11 protein-coding genes are annotated in these 16,167 nt (G+C 58.1%); 10 read left to right on the forward strand and 1 reads right to left on the reverse strand.

All coding sequences use genetic code 11. The annotated features are described in order from the left end of the window. The first annotated feature begins 163 nt into the window (after positions 1–163). From pheT to ACYVGC_RS14975, 7 genes are all read left to right on the forward strand, one after another. Complete coding sequence (gene pheT, locus ACYVGC_RS14945; protein WP_460584645.1) at positions 164–2,593, forward strand: phenylalanine--tRNA ligase subunit beta; 2,430 nt, start codon at positions 164–166, stop codon at positions 2,591–2,593. 130 nt (positions 2,594–2,723) lie between these two features. Continuing rightward, positions 2,724–5,753: a M16 family metallopeptidase gene (locus tag ACYVGC_RS14950; protein ID WP_460584646.1), complete on the forward strand. Its 3,030-nt coding sequence runs from the start codon at positions 2,724–2,726 to the stop codon at positions 5,751–5,753. 113 nt (positions 5,754–5,866) lie between these two features. Then, positions 5,867–6,166 (forward strand): hypothetical protein, encoded by a 300-nt coding sequence (locus ACYVGC_RS14955; RefSeq protein ID WP_460584647.1) that lies wholly within the window; start codon positions 5,867–5,869, stop codon positions 6,164–6,166. 36 nt (positions 6,167–6,202) lie between these two features. Next, positions 6,203–6,496, forward strand: a complete 294-nt coding sequence (locus ACYVGC_RS14960) for a cell division protein ZapA (protein WP_283563536.1) — start codon at positions 6,203–6,205, stop codon at positions 6,494–6,496. Between the two features lie 130 nt (positions 6,497–6,626). Further along, positions 6,627–8,327, forward strand: coding sequence for a ribonuclease Y (rny, locus tag ACYVGC_RS14965; protein ID WP_460584648.1), 1,701 nt, complete (start codon positions 6,627–6,629; stop codon positions 8,325–8,327). A gap of 163 nt (positions 8,328–8,490) precedes the next feature. Then, positions 8,491–9,243 (forward strand): hypothetical protein, encoded by a 753-nt coding sequence (locus ACYVGC_RS14970; RefSeq protein WP_460584649.1) that lies wholly within the window; start codon positions 8,491–8,493, stop codon positions 9,241–9,243. 30 nt (positions 9,244–9,273) lie between these two features. Next, positions 9,274–10,125 carry an N-acetylmuramoyl-L-alanine amidase gene (locus ACYVGC_RS14975; protein ID WP_460584650.1) on the forward strand — a complete coding sequence of 284 codons (852 nt, stop codon included), beginning with the start codon at positions 9,274–9,276 and terminating at the stop codon, positions 10,123–10,125. 83 nt (positions 10,126–10,208) lie between these two features. Here the strand turns inward: ACYVGC_RS14975 and ACYVGC_RS14980 are convergent, their stop codons facing one another. Continuing rightward, on the reverse strand, positions 10,209–10,709 hold the full coding sequence (locus ACYVGC_RS14980; RefSeq protein ID WP_460584651.1) for an acyl-CoA-binding protein: 501 nt from the start codon (positions 10,707–10,709) through the stop codon (positions 10,209–10,211). A 173-nt stretch (positions 10,710–10,882) separates the two neighbouring features. Between ACYVGC_RS14980 and asnB the strand changes: the two genes are divergently transcribed. From asnB to ACYVGC_RS14995, 3 genes are all read left to right on the forward strand, one after another. Then, a complete protein-coding gene (gene asnB, locus ACYVGC_RS14985; protein ID WP_460584652.1) occupies positions 10,883–12,787 on the forward strand; it encodes an asparagine synthetase B family protein in 1,905 nt (634 codons plus the stop codon). 67 nt (positions 12,788–12,854) lie between these two features. Further along, a complete protein-coding gene (locus ACYVGC_RS14990; RefSeq protein ID WP_460584716.1) occupies positions 12,855–14,195 on the forward strand; it encodes a UDP-glucose dehydrogenase family protein in 1,341 nt (446 codons plus the stop codon). 101 nt (positions 14,196–14,296) lie between these two features. Then, complete coding sequence (locus ACYVGC_RS14995) at positions 14,297–15,244, forward strand: UDP-glucuronic acid decarboxylase family protein (RefSeq protein ID WP_460584653.1); 948 nt, start codon at positions 14,297–14,299, stop codon at positions 15,242–15,244. Positions 15,245–16,167 lie beyond the last annotated feature (923 nt).

Raw genomic sequence — 16,167 nt, forward strand, 5'->3', positions numbered from 1 at the left:
ATTGATAGTCAAGCCGTATGCAATGATTAGTGTTGCGTTAGCCAGCTGGCGTAGCTGGCAGGTCGCTTTTGAGCAGCCAACGCTTCGGCGTTTAGGGGGGCACCCAGCCAGCCCGTACCTTTGCCGCCCACGCCCGGCCCCTCCAGCGCCAGCGTTTTTTAGCATGACTATCTCCTTCGACTGGCTCAAAACCCTGTTCCCCACCGCCCTGCCCGCCAATGAGGTGGCCGCCCTGCTCACCGGCTCCGGCCTCGAAGTGGAGGGCCTGGAAGACTTTGAAAGCATTCCGGGCGGCCTGCGCGGCCTAGTGCTGGGCACCGTGCTCACCTGCGAGCGCCACCCCGACGCCGACAAGCTAAGCCTCACCACCGTGGCCGTGGGCGACGAAACGCCCCGCCAGATTGTGTGCGGCGCCCCCAACGTGACCGCCGGCCAGCGCGTGGTAGTGGCCCTGGAAGGTGCCATGCTGTACCCCAGCACTGGTGAGCCGTTCAAAATCAAGAAATCGAAAATCCGCGGCGCGGCCTCCGAGGGCATGATTTGCGCCGAGGATGAAATCGGTCTCGGTGCGTCGCACGCCGGCATTATGGTGCTCGATACCGACCTGCCCGACGGCACGCCCGCCGCCGATTACTTCGGCCTGGGCACCGACACGGTGCTCGAAATCGGCCTCACGCCCAACCGCGCCGATGCCGCCTCGCACTACGGCGTGGCCCGCGAGCTGCGCGCCCTGCTGGGTGAGCCAGCGCACCTGCCCAACGTGAGCGCCTTCGCCGCGCCCGTCAGTGGCGACAATATCGCCGTGGTTATCGAAGACGACCAGGCCTGCCCGCGCTACGCCGGCCTGCTGCTTGATAATATCACCGTGGGCTCCTCACCCGAGTGGCTCCAGCGTCGCCTGTGCAGCATCGGCCTCTCGCCGATTAATAACGTGGTGGACGTGACTAACTTCGTGCTGCACGAGCTGGGTCAGCCCCTGCATGCCTTTGATGCTGACCAGATTACGGGCGCTAAAATCCGCGTAAAGCGCGCTGCGGCCGGCGAGAAGTTCGTAACCCTCGATGGCGTGGAGCGCACCCTGAGCACCGACGACCTTGTAATTACTGACGGCAACGGTGCGCCCATGGCCCTGGCCGGCGTGTTCGGCGGCAAAACCTCGGGCGTAAGCGACGCTACCACCCGCGTGTTCCTTGAAAGTGCCTACTTCGCGCCGGCCGTGGTGCGCCGCACCAGCCAAACCCACGGCCTCAAAACCGATGCTTCGTTTCGCTTCGAGCGCGGCACCGACCCCTACATGGTACCCACGGCTCTCAAGCGGGCCGCGCTGCTGCTGCAAGAAATAGCCGGCGCGTGCATTGCCGCGCCGGTGGTAGACGAGTTTCCGCACCTCATCCCCAACAACCAGGTGCGCCTGCGCCTCGACCGCGTGGCCAAGCTCATCGGCCAGGAGATAGGGGAGGAGCGAATCCGCGAAATCCTGACTGGTCTGGGTATCAAGATAGAGGAAGAATCGACCCAAACCGGCACTACTGAGTGGCTGCTGGCAGTGCCGCCTTACAAGGTGGACGTGACCCGCGAGGCCGACATCATCGAGGAAATCCTGCGCATCTACGGCTTCAACAACGTGGCCCTGAAGCCTTATAATTCGGCCTCGTTCCTGTCGCCCTTCCCCAACCCCGACCCCGAGGTGGTGCGTCAGAAAGTGGCCAGCCTGCTCAGCGGCCAGGGCTTTTCGGAGATTATCACCAACTCGCTCACCAACTCGCAGTACTTTGAAAAGGCCGACGCGCCCGACGAAACGCTGGTGCGTATTCTCAACTATAACAGCCAGGACCTCAACGTGATGCGGCCCGCGCTGCTGCACTCGGGCCTGGAGGTGGTGCGCCACAATCTCAACCGCCGCCAGCGCGACCTCAAGCTCTACGAGTTTGGCAAAACCTACCAGCGCACCGCCGCCGGCAAGTACCAGGAGAAAACCGTGCTCGGCATCTGGCTTACCGGGGCCGCCACCGCCGAAACCTGGCAGCACCCCACCCAAAAAGCCACGTTCCACGCCGCCGCCGGGGCCGCGCAGCAGGTGCTGGCCGCGCTGGGCCACCCGCAGGTCGCACCCCAGCCCACGCAGCACCCCTACCTGGCGGGCGGCCTGAGCTTACTCGCACAAAATCAGCCCATTGGCAACGTAGGGGCCGTGTCGCCGGCCATGCTCAAGCGCCTCGACGTGAGCCAGCCCGTGTGGTACGCCGAGCTGGACTGGGAGTGGCTGCTCAAAAAGTACAAGGCCATGCTCACCGCCCGCGAGCTGCCCAAGTTCCCGGAGGTGCGCCGCGACCTGTCGCTGGTAGTAGATAAAGCCGTGACCTTCGAGCAGTTGCGCACCATCGCGCAGCGCACCGAGAAGAAACTGCTACAAAGCCTCAACGTGTTCGACGTGTACGAAGGCGACCGCCTCGAATCCGGCAAGAAGTCGTACTCGGTGAGCTTCCTGCTGCAAGACGCCACGCAAACACTTACTGAACAAGCTATTGACCAGGTGATGCAGCGGCTCATTCAACAATTTGAAAAGCAAGCGGGCGCGCTGATTCGGAAGTAGAGCGCCAAAAAATGAAGCGTTGGTGTAATGCCAAGCGCGGAGTGGCCAGTAACATTGTGGGCCGGCCGGATGGGTAAGCTGCGGCTTTCCTGCCCGGCCGGCTTTTTCTCACCCTTTTCCTACTCTGAAAATGCGTTTTGCCTACCCCTGGCTGTTTGGACTGACTTTGCTCGCGGTGCCCGCCGTGGCCCAGCAGCCGGCTTCCAAAGCCGCTGCAAAAACTCCGGCTGCCAAAAAAACCGCGGCCTCGCCCACGATTGGCGGTGCCCGCCTAGTCGAGAAAGTGACGGCCAAGCCCGGTGAGCTGGTGATTCCCTACGAGAAATACGTGTTGCCCAATGGCTTAACGGTGGTCGTGACTGAGGACCACTCCGACCCGCTGGTGCACGTGGACGTGACCTACCACGTGGGCTCGGCCCGCGAGCAGATTGGCAAGTCGGGCTTCGCGCACTTCTTTGAGCACATGATGTTTCAGGGCTCCGACCACGTGGGCGACCAGCAGCACTTCAAGCTGGTAACGGCCGCTGGCGGCACCCTCAACGGCAGCACCAACCAGGACCGCACCAACTACTACGAAACCCTGCCGAGCAATCAGCTCGAAACCGGCCTCTGGCTGGAAGCCGACCGCATGGGCTTTTTGCTGGATGCCGTGAGCCAGAAAAAGTTTGAGATTCAGCGTGCTACCGTCAAAAACGAGCGCGGCCAGAACTACGATAACCGCCCCTACGGCCTGGCCAGCGAGTATATTTCTAAAATACTGTACCCCTACGGCCACCCGTATTCGTGGCTGACCATCGGCTACCTCAAAGACCTCGATAATTCGAGCGTGGAGGACCTCAAAAACTTCTTCCTGCGCTGGTACGGCCCCAACAACGCCACTCTCACCGTTGGCGGCGACGTGAGCACGGCCCAGGTACTCAAGCTAGCCGAGAAGTACTTCGGTCCCATCAAGCGCGGCCCGGCCGTGCCGGTGCAGAAGCTGCCCGAGCCCGTGCTCACCGCCGACCGCTACGTGAGCTACGAGGACAATGTGCGCTTCCCGATGCTGCAAATGGTGTTTCCGACGGTAGCCCACAGCAACCCCGATGAGGTAGCGCTCGATGCCCTGGCCGACATCATCGGCAGCGGCAAAACGTCTTTGCTTTATAAGAACCTGGTAAAGAACCAGAAAGCCGTGCAGGCGCAGGCCTACCAGCGCAATTCGGAGCTGAGCGGCGAGTTTGCCATGGTGGCCCTCAGCCTGCCCGGCAAAGGCCTGGACAGCACCGAGGTTATCATGCGCAACACGCTGAAAGAGCTGGAGAAAACTGGCATCAGCGACGAGCAGGTGGCCCGCTACAAAGCCAGCACCGAGGCGCAACTCATCAACGGCCTCAGTAGCGTGAGTGGCAAGGTGAGCCAACTAGCTGCTAATCAAACCTATTTCAACAACCCCAATCGCCTGCCCATCAAGCTGCGCGAATTGCGCAGCCTCACCAAGGCCGACGTGCAGCGTGTGTTCGATAAATATATTCGCGGCAAGCACGCCGTTATCCTGAGCGTGGTGCCCAAGGGCAAAACCGACGAGCAGGCCGCTAAGGACAACTACACCGCCTCCGCCGCCGGCTACAAGGCTCCCAACTACGGCTACGACGGCCTGAAATACGTGAAGGCCACCGACTCCTTTGACCGCGCCAAGCAGCCCAAGTCGGGTGCCAACCCGGTGGTAAAGGTGCCTGCCATCTGGCAGGATAAATTTGGTAACGGCCTGAAAGTCATTGGTACTAAGAACACTGAGCTGCCCACCACCACGATGCTGCTGACCATCGAAGGCGGCCACCGCCTAGAGCAGGCCAACCCCGGCAAAGCCGGCGTAGCCGCCCTCACGGCCCAAATGCTCAACGAAGGTTCGGAGAAGTACACCGGCGAGGAGTTTTCGGCGGCGCTCGACCGCCTGGGCAGCACCATCCAGGTATTCTCCGGCGACGATAACACGACGGTCTACGTGCAGTCGCTCACCAAGAACCTGCCCGCCACGCTGGCCCTGCTCGACCAGCGCCTGCTGCACCCGCGTTTCGACCCAGCCGACTTCGACCGCATCAAAAAGCAGACTCTGCAAGGCATCGCCAACCAGGTAACCCAGCCCGTGGTAATCGCTAACAACGCCTATGCCAAGCTGTTGTATGGCCAAACAGACATCATGGGCGTGCCCAACAGCGGCACCACCGCCAGCGTCACGAGCCTGACGCTCGACGACGTGAAGCAGTTTTACCAGCAGTACTATTCGCCCAGCGTGAGCAACCTCACCATCGTGGGCGACCAGGACCAGACCACCGTGGAGCCCGCGCTGGCCTTCCTCAAGGCCTGGCCCGCCAAGCCCGTGACGCTGCCCGTGGCCACGGCCGCCGTGCAGCCCGACAAAACCAAAATCTACTTCATCGACAAGCCCGGCGCGGCGCAATCCGAAATCCGGGTGGGCTACCTCACGCCGCTCGCCTACGACGCCACCGGCGACTACTACCGCGCCTACCTCTCCAACTACCTGCTGGGCGGCGCCTTCAACTCGCGCATCAACCTGAACCTGCGCGAGAACAAGGGCTATACCTACGGCGCTAGCTCGGGCTACCGCGGCACGCGCTACTTCGGCCCCTACACGGCCCAGGCCGGCGTGCGCGCCGACGCCACTGCTGCCTCGGTAAAGGAGTTTATGAGCGAAATCCAAAACTATCGCAATGGCATCTCGGATGAGGAATTGGCCTTCCTGCAATCGTCAGTGGGCCAGAGCGATGCGCTACGCTACGAAACCGGCCAGCAGAAAGCCGGCTTCCTTTCGCGCCTCGCCGAGTACGACCTCAAACCCGACTACGTAGCCCAGCAAGCCGACATCCTCAAAAACCTGAAGAAGGAAGACGTGCAGGCCTCGGTGCAGAAGTACCTGCCCGCCGATAAAATGTACATCGTGGTGGTGGGCGACCGCGCCAAGTCCTTCCCAGGCCTCTCGCAGCTCGGCTACGACGTGCAGGAGCTGGACCTCAACGGTGGGCCCGTAACGGCCTCGGCCGCGCCCGTACCTGCTACCACGCTTGGCGCGCCCGCCATGCCGGCCATGCCCGACGGCAAAACCAAGACCGACAAGGCCGACGGCACCAAAGTCAAAACCAAGAAAAAGGGTGGCGAATAACCGGCTTTGTTAAATAACGCGTGAAAAGCCCGCCCCACCGGCGGGCTTTTTTGTGCCCTGCTAGGGCATCCTGCGTTCGCGCCCTACCTTCGCGGGCTAAATAACCCCTTTTTGTGGCCTCTTCTCAACAACTTGCGCAACTCGACCGCCTGGAGCGGCAGGTAACCACCTTAGTGGCTGCCTATCAGCAGATGCGCGAAGAATTGGCCGATGCCCACACCACGATTCAACACCTGCGGGCCGACGAGCGCGACCGAGAAAAACAGCTGCGCGAGTACCAAAACCAGGAAAACATTGTTAAACTTGTCCAGACTATAGCCGGCGGGGAACCCACCCAGGCCAACGAGCTGAAACAACGCCTCAACGAATACATCCGCGAAATAGATAAATGCCTTGCCTATCTGAGGGAGTAAAGAGCCCTCTCAAATGACTGCCCTATTCAGCTCTCTATGAACGAACTAGCTATCAAGATTCGCATTGCCGAGCGCGATTACCCCATGCGGGTAGCCGTGGCCGACGAAGAGCGCCTGCGCCTGGCTGGCCGGCAGCTCAGCGAACAGCTACGCGAGTTTCGGGAGAAATACGGTATTCAGGACAAACAAGACCTGCTGGCGATGGTAGCCCTCGCTACCATGGCTGACTCTCTGAAAGTTAGCAAAGAAAAGGATGGAACCGATGCAGCCCTCACCGAGCGCCTGGCGCGCCTCGACGAGCTGCTGACTGGCGTGGTGCTGGCCGCCTAGCGGCAGGGCAGCCCCCGTAATGTTCGTTGGCCCGGCCGGGCGCATCGAAGGCAAGTGGCCTTCTGCTGCGCTCCGGTTCCGGGTTTTTGCCGTTGCTATGGTTTTGACTCCACTTCAATTCCATAACTCCATGTCATCCATCATTTTATATGTCGCCATCGCGGCCGTCATTGCCCTCGTGGCGGGCGTGCTGCTGGGGCGGCAGCTTGCCGGCAAAGCCCGGCAAGACCTCGAAGGCGAGGCCAAAGCCAAAGCCCAGCAGCTCCTCGAAGAGGCCGAAATTCAGGCCACCCGCACCCGCGACGAGCGTATTCAGCAGTCGAAAGACAAGTTTCGCAACCTCAAAAACGAGTACGAGCAGGAGCAGAAGCGCGTGCGCCGCGAATTTGAAGCCGAAAGCCAGCGCCTCAAAGCCGCCCTCGACCAGGAGCTGACTGAGCGCCGCCAGGGCGTATTAGCCCAAGAGCAGAGCATCAAGCACCTCAGCGATACCACCCAGAAGCAGCTCGAAACAATTCAGCAGAAGGAAAAAGAGCTCGACGGTACCCGCGAAAAGCTCCAGGCCGATACCGAGCACCTGCGCACCCGCGCCGAGCAGCAAGAAGAGAAGCGCCAGGCCAAGCACGAAGCCACCCTGGCCGAGCTGCAAGCCAAGCAGCAGGAAGCCGAAGCCCAGTTGCACGACGTGCAAAATCAGCTCGAAAAAATAGCTGGCCTCACCGCCGCCGAAGCCCGCGAGCAGCTCGTGGAAAGCCTCAAAAACGAGGCCCAGCTGCAAGCCAGCTCCTACATCAAGGACACTGTGGCGCAGGCTAAGCTCACGGCCACTAAGGATGCCAAAAAAGTGGTGCTAGAAACCATCCAGCGCACGGCTTCGGAGCACGCCATTGAGAACTGCGTATCGGTGTTCAACATTGAAAGCGATGACGTAAAGGGTAAAATCATTGGCCGCGAGGGCCGCAACATCCGGGCGCTCGAAGCCGCCACGGGCGTCGAAGTGATTGTGGACGATACCCCCGAGGCCATCATCATCTCGGGCTTCGACCCGGTGCGCCGCGAAATTGCCCGTCTCTCGCTGCACTTGCTGGTGAAGGATGGCCGTATTCACCCCGCCCGGGTGGAGGAAATCGTGGCCAAAACGACCAAGAAAATTGAGGAGGAAATCATCGAAATTGGCGAGCGCACGGTCATTGACCTGGGCATTCACGGCCTGCACCCCGAGCTGATTCGCATGGTGGGTCGGATGCGATTCCGCTCGTCCTACGGCCAAAACCTGCTTCAGCACAGCCGCGAAGTGGCTAACCTTTGCGCCACGATGGCCGCCGAGCTGGGCCTCAACGTGAAGCACGCCCGCCGCGCCGGCCTGCTTCACGACATTGGCAAGGTGACCACCGAGGAGCCCGAGCTGCCCCACGCCATTCTGGGCATGGAAATGGCCAAGAAATACAAGGAGCACCCCGACGTAGTAAACGCCATCGGGGCCCATCACGACGAAATGGAGATGACGGCCCTCATCTCGCCCATTGTGCAGGCCTGCGACGCCATTTCGGGCTCGCGCCCCGGCGCCCGCCGCGAAATGATGGAGAGCTACATCAAGCGCCTCCGCCAGCTCGAAGAAACGGCCTCCGCCTTCAAAGGCGTGAACCAGACCTACGCCATCCAGGCCGGCCGCGAGCTACGCGTTATCGTGGATGCCGAAAACGTGAGCGACGACCGCGCCGCCGAGCTAAGCTTCGAGATTTCGCAAAAAATTGAGAAGGAAATGCAGTACCCCGGCCAGATTAAAGTGACCGTAATCCGCGAAATGCGCTCGGTGGCCTACGCTAAATAAGGCCGGCTATCGGCCCCGCAAAAAGCGCTCGTTTCCCCTTTGGGCGGCGAGCGCTTTTTTGTGGCCCAAGCCCGGGGTATTGGGCTGATGCAACCTCTTGGTAGGCAGCCGAATCTAAGGGTAGCTCACTACCTGCCTTGGGGTGGTTGACAAACAGTAGCTTATGAAAAAACTGGTACCGATTGGCCGAGGGTGGGTGCTGCTGCTGGCAGGGTTGGGGAGCTGTGCGGTGTACCGCCCTATGCAGTGCGCCGCGCCCGCCCTCTACGGTAAAGGCCAGGTGGAGGTAGCCGGCAGCGCCTACTTCAATAAACGGGTGCACGGGGCCATCAATTATTCGCCGGTGCGCCACTTGCTGGTGCGCGCCGCCATCGACGGCAAAAGCGACAGCCAAGACAGCACCTACGCCCGAATTGGGCAGTACGAGCTGGCCGCGGGTACCTATTGGCCCCTGGGCGAGGAGATAGTACTAGGCGCGCTGGTCGGGGGTGGGCAGGCCCATAGTCAGGTGCGCTACCGAACCAATGAAACAATTTATTCCACTCAATACCAGTATGATGCGCGTTACAACAAGCTTTTTGGCGAGCTGTACGGTACCTGGCAAATTGGCCCGACTGTTCAATTAGGGCTGGCTTATCGGCTCACGCAGGTGCGGTTTACCAGCCTTACTAATTTGGGCCAACCGCTCAGCCTGACCTCGATGCTGCGCGGTGAGCCACTATTTTTTCTGCGGAGCACATTTGGCTTTCGCCCCAGCGGCCAGCGGCTGGCTTACGTGCAGGCCGGCATCGGCGGCTCGACCCTGCTGCGGGCCCGGCCCGCCCAGGCGAGTGGCCCCGAAAGCAATTTGTTGGATTCCAACACCTACTTCACCATCGGCCTGGGTTTTTTCCCGAGTGCGCTGTGGCAGCATTGAAACCAAGGTTAGGCTAGCTTTTTTTGCAGCATGAAAATTTCTCTCGGGCTGTTGTTGCTGGGCCTTGCCGCTACTGCCTGCGTACGCAACCCCTACGCGGCCACCAATAAGGTGTACCGCCAGCAGGCCAAAGCACTAGCGCGCCAAATCCAGGCGCAGCCCGCGCAGCCAACCGATAGCCTGCCTTCTTCGCCCTACTGGGTCGGCACCGTCAATTTCAACCTGCGCAAGCCCAACTACGTCATCATTCACCACACGGCCCAAAGCAGTACGGCCCAGACCCTCAAGACCTTCACGCTGGTGAAGCCCCAGGTGAGCGCCCACTATGTAATTGGTCGCGACGGCCAAACCTACCATATGCTCAGCGACTACCTGCGGGCCTGGCACGGCGGTGCGGCCCGTTGGGGCGGTATCACCGATATTAATTCGGTTTCCATTGGAATTGAGTTAGATAATGACGGCACGGAGCCGTTTCAGGAAGCTCAGTTGGTCGGCTTGCTGAAAGTATTGGCGGCGCTCAAGCGCACCTACAACATCCCGGCAACCAACTTTATCGGTCACGGCGACATTGCGCCCACTCGTAAAAGCGACCCCAGCGTCCTGTTTCCCTGGCAAAAGCTGGCACAACGCGGCTTTGGGCTGTGGTACGACGCGGCGGTGCTTACCGATACCACCGCCGCGCCCTTTGCCACTGACTCGCTAGGCCAGTTCCTGCCTGGCCTCACGCCCCGCGAAGCCCTGCGTATCATCGGCTACGACACGCAGGACCTCCCTGCTGCCACCAAAGCGTTCAAGCGCCACTTTGTGCCCACCGACCCCAGCCCAATCCTAACGGAGACAGACCGACGCATTTTGTATAATATCTACCGTAAGTACTTATAAATAAGGTGCAAACTGAATACGGGGTGACAAAACTGAGTTGCACAACTCAGTTTTGTCACCCCGTATTCAGTTTGTGCTGGGCACTACTGCGCGCCTTTCAGCTTGTCTTCGCCACCGTAAGGAGCGCCGGCCGTGATGTCGCCGCGCAGGCCCCCGGTGCTTTGGCCAGGGCCGAAGCCGGGTTGCGGCGCGGTTGTATCATTCTCTGTGCCAGTGGGTAGCGGCGCATCGGGGGCCATCGGCGCGTTGGTGAGCGCATCGGTTGGTACCGAACCGGCCTCCGAGCCACCAGCCTGATTGCCGCCCGTTATTTCGGTTAACTTGGCCACGTATTGGCGCTTAGCATCTTCCTCTGAGGTGCCCTTGTATTTATCCCAGGAATCCCACTGGCCCTGCGAAATGCCACCGGGCCCGCTGGCTTGGTCGGCACTAGTGGCATCCACTTCGCCGCTTTTCATATTCACGTCGCCCTCAGTGGCTTGCTTGTACAGGCCATAAAGCTCAGTCATATGTTTAGGGGCAGTATCGGCTGGTAAGTTGTTGACTTGCTGCACGGCAGCTTCAAATTCTTGTTGCAAACTCATAAGGTAGGGTGGGGGAGAAGTTACGTGAAAAAGAGTCCGCAATCGGGTTGCGGCCGGTTAGGCTTTACTAGTTCGTGCGGGCCGGGGTTGCGTATTTGACCTTGTAATTGGGTAGCTTACTGCAATTGTCCGGCCTACTACACTAGGCTACGCCCTATCTTTGCCCACTAGCTATGTGTGGAATAACCGGCGCTTACGCCTTCTCCGATTCGGGCCGCTTGGCCCTTACCCGCTTGCAAGCGGCTACGGACGCCATTGTGCGTCGCGGCCCCGATTCGCAAGGTCACTTCGTGTACGACCAATGCGGCTTGGGCTTTCGGCGCTTAGCCATCCTCGACTTGTCGGCCGATGGCAACCAGCCCATGACCGACGCCTCGGGCCGCTACACCATCGTCTTCAACGGGGAAATATTCAACTTTCGCGAGCTGCGGGAGAAGCTGTTAAAGAAAGGCTATCAGTTTCATTCACAGACTGATACGGAAGTTATTCTGAATCTCTACATCAGCGAAGGCCGGAGTTTCATCAAAAAGCTCAACGGCTTTTTTGGTTTCGCTATTTTTGATAAAGAGGAGAACTCCCTCTTCATCGCCCGCGACCGCTACGGCGTGAAGCCCCTGCACGTGTACCGCGATGAAGACCAGTTGCTGTTCGGCTCCGAACTCAAATCGCTGCTGGCGCTGGGCGTGCCCCGCAAGCTCGATTACGTAGCCCTAAGCCAGTATTTGCAGCTCAACTATATTCCGGGCCCCGCCACTATCTTTAAGGGTATCAAGAAGTTGCTGCCCGGTCATTACCTTTTCATCCAGGGCAACAAGGTGGTGCGCAAGCGCTGGTACAAAATCCCGTACGACCCCAAGCAGGTTGCCAAAAACAAGCTGACCTACGACGAGCAGCAGAAAAAACTGGTGTCGCTCATGGATGAGGCCGTGGAGCGCCGCCTCGTAGCCGATGTGCCGCTGGGCTCTTTCCTCAGTGGCGGCATCGACTCCAGCGTGATTACGGCGCTGGCTACCCGCCACACGCCGCACCTCAACACGTTCAGCATCGGTTTCCGCGACGAGCCTTTCTTCGACGAAACCAAGTACGCCAACCTGGTGGCGAAGATGCACAACACCAACCACACGGTTTTCTCGCTGAGTAACAATGACTTGTACGAGCACATATTCCAGATGCTCGACTACTTCGACGAGCCTTTTGCCGATTCGTCGGCGCTGGCCGTGCACATCCTCAGCCAGCGCACCCGCCAGCACGTAACGGTAGCGCTGAGTGGCGACGGGGCCGACGAGATTTTTGGCGGCTACAACAAGCACATGGGCGACTTCCAGGTGCGGCAGGGCGGTTTCAAGGCAGAAGCCGTGACGGGTCTGAATCTGCTCTGGGACATCCTGCCCAAGTCGCGCAATTCGTACTTCGGCAATAAAGTCCGGCAGCTGCAGCGCTTTTCGCGCGGCATGCTCAGCGGCCCCAAAGACCGCTACATGGACTGGGCCAGCTTCGCCTCCGAAAAGCAGGCGGCCGACTTGCTCAGCCCCGCCAGCCGCCGCAAAGTTGATAAAAAGATAGCCGCCAAGCGCCGCAAGGATATTCTCGAAAATATTCACGCCGACGGCGACCTTAATGAAGTGCTGCTCACCGACATGCAGTTGGTGCTACCCTACGATATGCTCACCAAGGTAGACCTGATGAGTATGGCTAACTCGCTGGAGGTCAGAACGCCATTTCTCGATTATAAAGTGGTGGACTTCGCCTTCTCGCTGCCCGTCAGCAGCAAGGTAGATGGCAAGATGAAGAAAAAAATCGTGCAGGATGCCTTCCGCCCCATGCTGCCGCCCGAACTCTACGACCGTCCTAAGCATGGCTTCGAAGTGCCCCTGCTGAAGTGGATGCGCGGCGAGCTACGCCCCCTCATCGAGCAAGACCTACTAGCCGATGATTTCGTGGCTGGTCAAGGTATCTTCGACGTAGAAGCAGTGCAGAAACTGAAAAAACAGCTGTTTTCCAACAGCCCCGGTGATGCCCACGCTCGCATTTGGGCCCTGATAGTGTTCCAGTATTGGTGGAAACATTACATGGCTTAATGTTAACTTGATATTATATTTTTACTGTCACCAAGCTATTACTTCTTTAAAACACTTAGCTCTCACAATGAAAGTCGCAGTTGTAGGCACCGGCTATGTCGGATTAGTCACAGGTACATGCTTTGCCGAAGTTGGCATTAATGTTACCTGCATTGACATTGACGAAAAAAAGATTACTAACCTTCGTAACGGTATCCTACCTATTTATGAGCCAGGGTTGGAAGAGATGGTAACCCGCAATGTGAAGGCGGAACGGTTACACTTCTCTACCAACTTGGCTGAGGCTATCAAAGACTGCGACGTAGCCTTTATTGCCGTTGGTACTCCGCCTGGTGAGGACGGTTCGGCCGACCTCAAATACGTGTTGGCGGTGGCCCGTGGCATCGGTGAAAACATGAATAGTTATGGCGTAGTCGTTACCAAAAGCACCGTGCCCGTCGGCACGGCAGCCAAGGTGCGCGCCGAGATTGAGCAGGCTTTGAGTAAGCGTGGCGAAACCATAGACTTTGATGTAGCATCCAATCCGGAATTCCTGAAAGAAGGCGCGGCTATTGACGACTTCCTTAAACCCGACCGTATTGTGGTGGGTGTTAGCTCCGAGCGGGCAGAGGAAGTAATGAGCCGTTTATATAAGCCGTTTCTACTCAATGGCCACCCGATTATCTTCATGGATATTCCGTCGGCCGAGATGACGAAATACGCGGCTAATTCGATGCTGGCCACCAAAATATCATTCATGAATGATATCGCCAACCTCTGCGAAATAATGGGGGCCGATGTAAACATGGTGCGGCGCGGCATTGGCTCCGATGCTCGCATTGGTACCAAGTTCATCTACCCCGGCATTGGCTACGGCGGCTCCTGCTTCCCCAAAGACGTAAAGGCCCTCATCAAAACCGCTCAGGAAAATGGCTACCAAATGCAGGTACTGCAAGCCGTGGAAGGCGTGAACGAAGCCCAAAAGGAAGTACTGTTCAACAAAGTGCGCAAGCATTTTGGCAACGACCTGAAAGGCAAAAGGTTTGCCATATGGGGCCTGTCCTTCAAGCCTAAAACCGACGACATGCGCGAAGCCCCTTCGCTAGTCATTATCGAAAAGCTGTTAGCTGAAGGTGCCACGGTATCAGCGTACGACCCAGTAGCTGTGGCAGAAGCCAAGCACACGCTAGGCGATACCATCACTTATGCTAAAGACCAATTTGAGGCCCTAGTTGATGCCGATGCATTATTAGTCGTGACCGAATGGCCCGAATTTCGCTCACCTTCTTTCGAGGTAGTAGGCCGGTTGCTGAAGCAAAAAGTGATTTTTGACGGCCGTAACATCTATGACCCGGCCGAGATGAAGGAAGCTGGCTTTGCCTACCACTGCATCGGTGTTCGCACGGCCCATAAAGAACCAATTATCTAAGTTATTGGCCAATGGCTTATGACTGTTGGCTTTTTACTAGTACTTAAATTTCTTCTCAAAAAAGCTAATAACCATAGACCATTAGCTAACAGTCAACAATAATGTCTGAAGAAAAAAAACGCGTCCTTATTACCGGCGGGGCCGGCTTCCTGGGTTCGCACCTCTGCGACCGGTTCCTAGCTGAAGGTTATCACGTTATCGCGATGGATAACCTGATAACGGGCGACCTCGCCAACATCGAGCACCTGTTCAAGCGCGAAGACTTCGAGTTTCACCACCACGACGTAAGCAAATTCGTGTTCGTGCCGGGTAAGCTGGATTATATTTTGCACTTCGCCTCGCCAGCCTCGCCCATTGACTACCTCAAAATCCCGATTCAGACGCTGAAGGTAGGTTCGCTGGGCACGCATAATCTGCTAGGCCTGGCGCGGGTAAAAGGCGCGCGGATGCTAATTGCCAGCACGTCTGAAGTGTATGGTGACCCTGAGGTTCACCCGCAGGTCGAAACCTACTTCGGTAATGTAAACCCCGTGGGCCCGCGTGGCTGCTATGATGAAGCCAAGCGCTTCCAAGAAGCCATTACCATGGCCTATCACACTCACCACGGCCTGGAAACGCGCATTATCCGCATTTTCAATACCTATGGTCCTCGCATGCGCCTCGATGACGGCCGCGTGCTGCCAGCTTTCCTGAGCCAAGCTCTGCGCGGCGAAAACCTGACAGTATTCGGCGACGGTTCTCAAACGCGCTCCTTTTGCTACGTTGATGACTTGGTAGAGGGTATCTATCGTCTGCTTCTCAGCGACTACGCGCTGCCAGTGAACATCGGTAACCCGGCCGAAATCACCATCAAGCAGTTTGGGGAGGAGATAGCTAAGTTGACCGGCGTTGAGTTCAAGCCGACCTACCAAGCCCTACCCGAAAACGACCCAATGAAGCGCAAGCCGGACATCACCAAAGCCAAGGAAATTCTGGGTTGGGAGCCCAAAGTAGACCGCGCTGAGGGCCTACGCCGTACGCTGGAATACTTTAAGGAGCACGTGAAATAGCGCTATTATTTTGACTGCATGCAGCCTGCCATCCGGATTACTTCGGGGGCAGGCTGTCTTGTTGAGGGGAGTGCCTATTTCTTAGCTTTCAGGACCTTCTCGCGCTGGCGGGCTGCTCTCTGCACTACCTGACCTTTTAGAGCATGAGGGTAGTTAACTTTAGGCACAAGCTACTAAATTATGTGCTTCGCCACGAAACAACTGACTATTAATGGGCCACGGTCGCGCCGCTTTTACTTGGCAAAGGCAGTGATTGCGGCGTTAGCACTGCTGACAATCGCCTGTTTTTCAACGCTGTCATTTGGCTCATGCGGGCCGGTGTGCCGCCGCTTTCGCCGGCTTTCCTAAAAAGGTACCTGGTAAAAAGTGTTCAAAGCCTTAAAAGCGCCCAGGTTGGATTAGGTTATATTCGATTTAACTCTGTTGTGGGCCCACTAACACTCGACCGGCCAAAAAAAGCAACCCCGAAACCGAGTGCCTCGGCCCTAGTAGTGGGGCATGAGTACTAATATTCACGCCTGTAGCGATGCCCTTGGCAGCGCCGTGCGCCTACTTGCTACGGGTGGGTAGGTGGGCGACTGTCCGCAGGCAAATTTCTTGCTCACGGGTCTGCAACCCGGTAAAGTTCTGGCTAACAATGCGTGCGGCAGCTATGAGAAGCGGGCTTCTTGTGCGCAACACGACATGCAAGCCTTTATCCCCAGTTGAGCCAATCGATTAGAGCCGGCTAACTTAGACGAGGAAACCTGTCGTGACTGCAATAAAATCGAACGCCTTTTCGGCCGCCTCAAACAGTACCGACGCTTGGACCCGCTACGAAAAAACCGCCGTCTCCTTTCTCGCTTTCTGGCATATTGCAGCTGTACTCAACTGGCTCCGATAAGTATCCTCACGCGCTAACATAGGGTAGAGTCAAGTGAGCA

Source organism: Hymenobacter arcticus (genome assembly GCF_054779975.1).

Excerpts from the sequence above, each read along its gene's own strand:
- rny (WP_460584648.1), top strand. The coding sequence starts at position 6,627 with ATGTCATCCATCATTTTATATGTCGCCATCGCGGCCGTCATTGCCCTC.
- ACYVGC_RS14975 (WP_460584650.1), top strand. The coding sequence starts at position 9,274 with ATGAAAATTTCTCTCGGGCTGTTGTTGCTGGGCCTTGCCGCTACTGCC.
- ACYVGC_RS14950 (WP_460584646.1), top strand. The coding sequence starts at position 2,724 with ATGCGTTTTGCCTACCCCTGGCTGTTTGGACTGACTTTGCTCGCGGTG.
- ACYVGC_RS14980 (WP_460584651.1), bottom strand. The coding sequence starts at position 10,709 with ATGAGTTTGCAACAAGAATTTGAAGCTGCCGTGCAGCAAGTCAACAAC.
- asnB (WP_460584652.1), top strand. The coding sequence starts at position 10,883 with ATGTGTGGAATAACCGGCGCTTACGCCTTCTCCGATTCGGGCCGCTTG.
- ACYVGC_RS14970 (WP_460584649.1), top strand. The coding sequence starts at position 8,491 with ATGAAAAAACTGGTACCGATTGGCCGAGGGTGGGTGCTGCTGCTGGCA.
- ACYVGC_RS14990 (WP_460584716.1), top strand. The coding sequence starts at position 12,855 with ATGAAAGTCGCAGTTGTAGGCACCGGCTATGTCGGATTAGTCACAGGT.
- ACYVGC_RS14995 (WP_460584653.1), top strand. The coding sequence starts at position 14,297 with ATGTCTGAAGAAAAAAAACGCGTCCTTATTACCGGCGGGGCCGGCTTC.
- ACYVGC_RS14960 (WP_283563536.1), top strand. The coding sequence starts at position 6,203 with ATGAACGAACTAGCTATCAAGATTCGCATTGCCGAGCGCGATTACCCC.
- pheT (WP_460584645.1), top strand. The coding sequence starts at position 164 with ATGACTATCTCCTTCGACTGGCTCAAAACCCTGTTCCCCACCGCCCTG.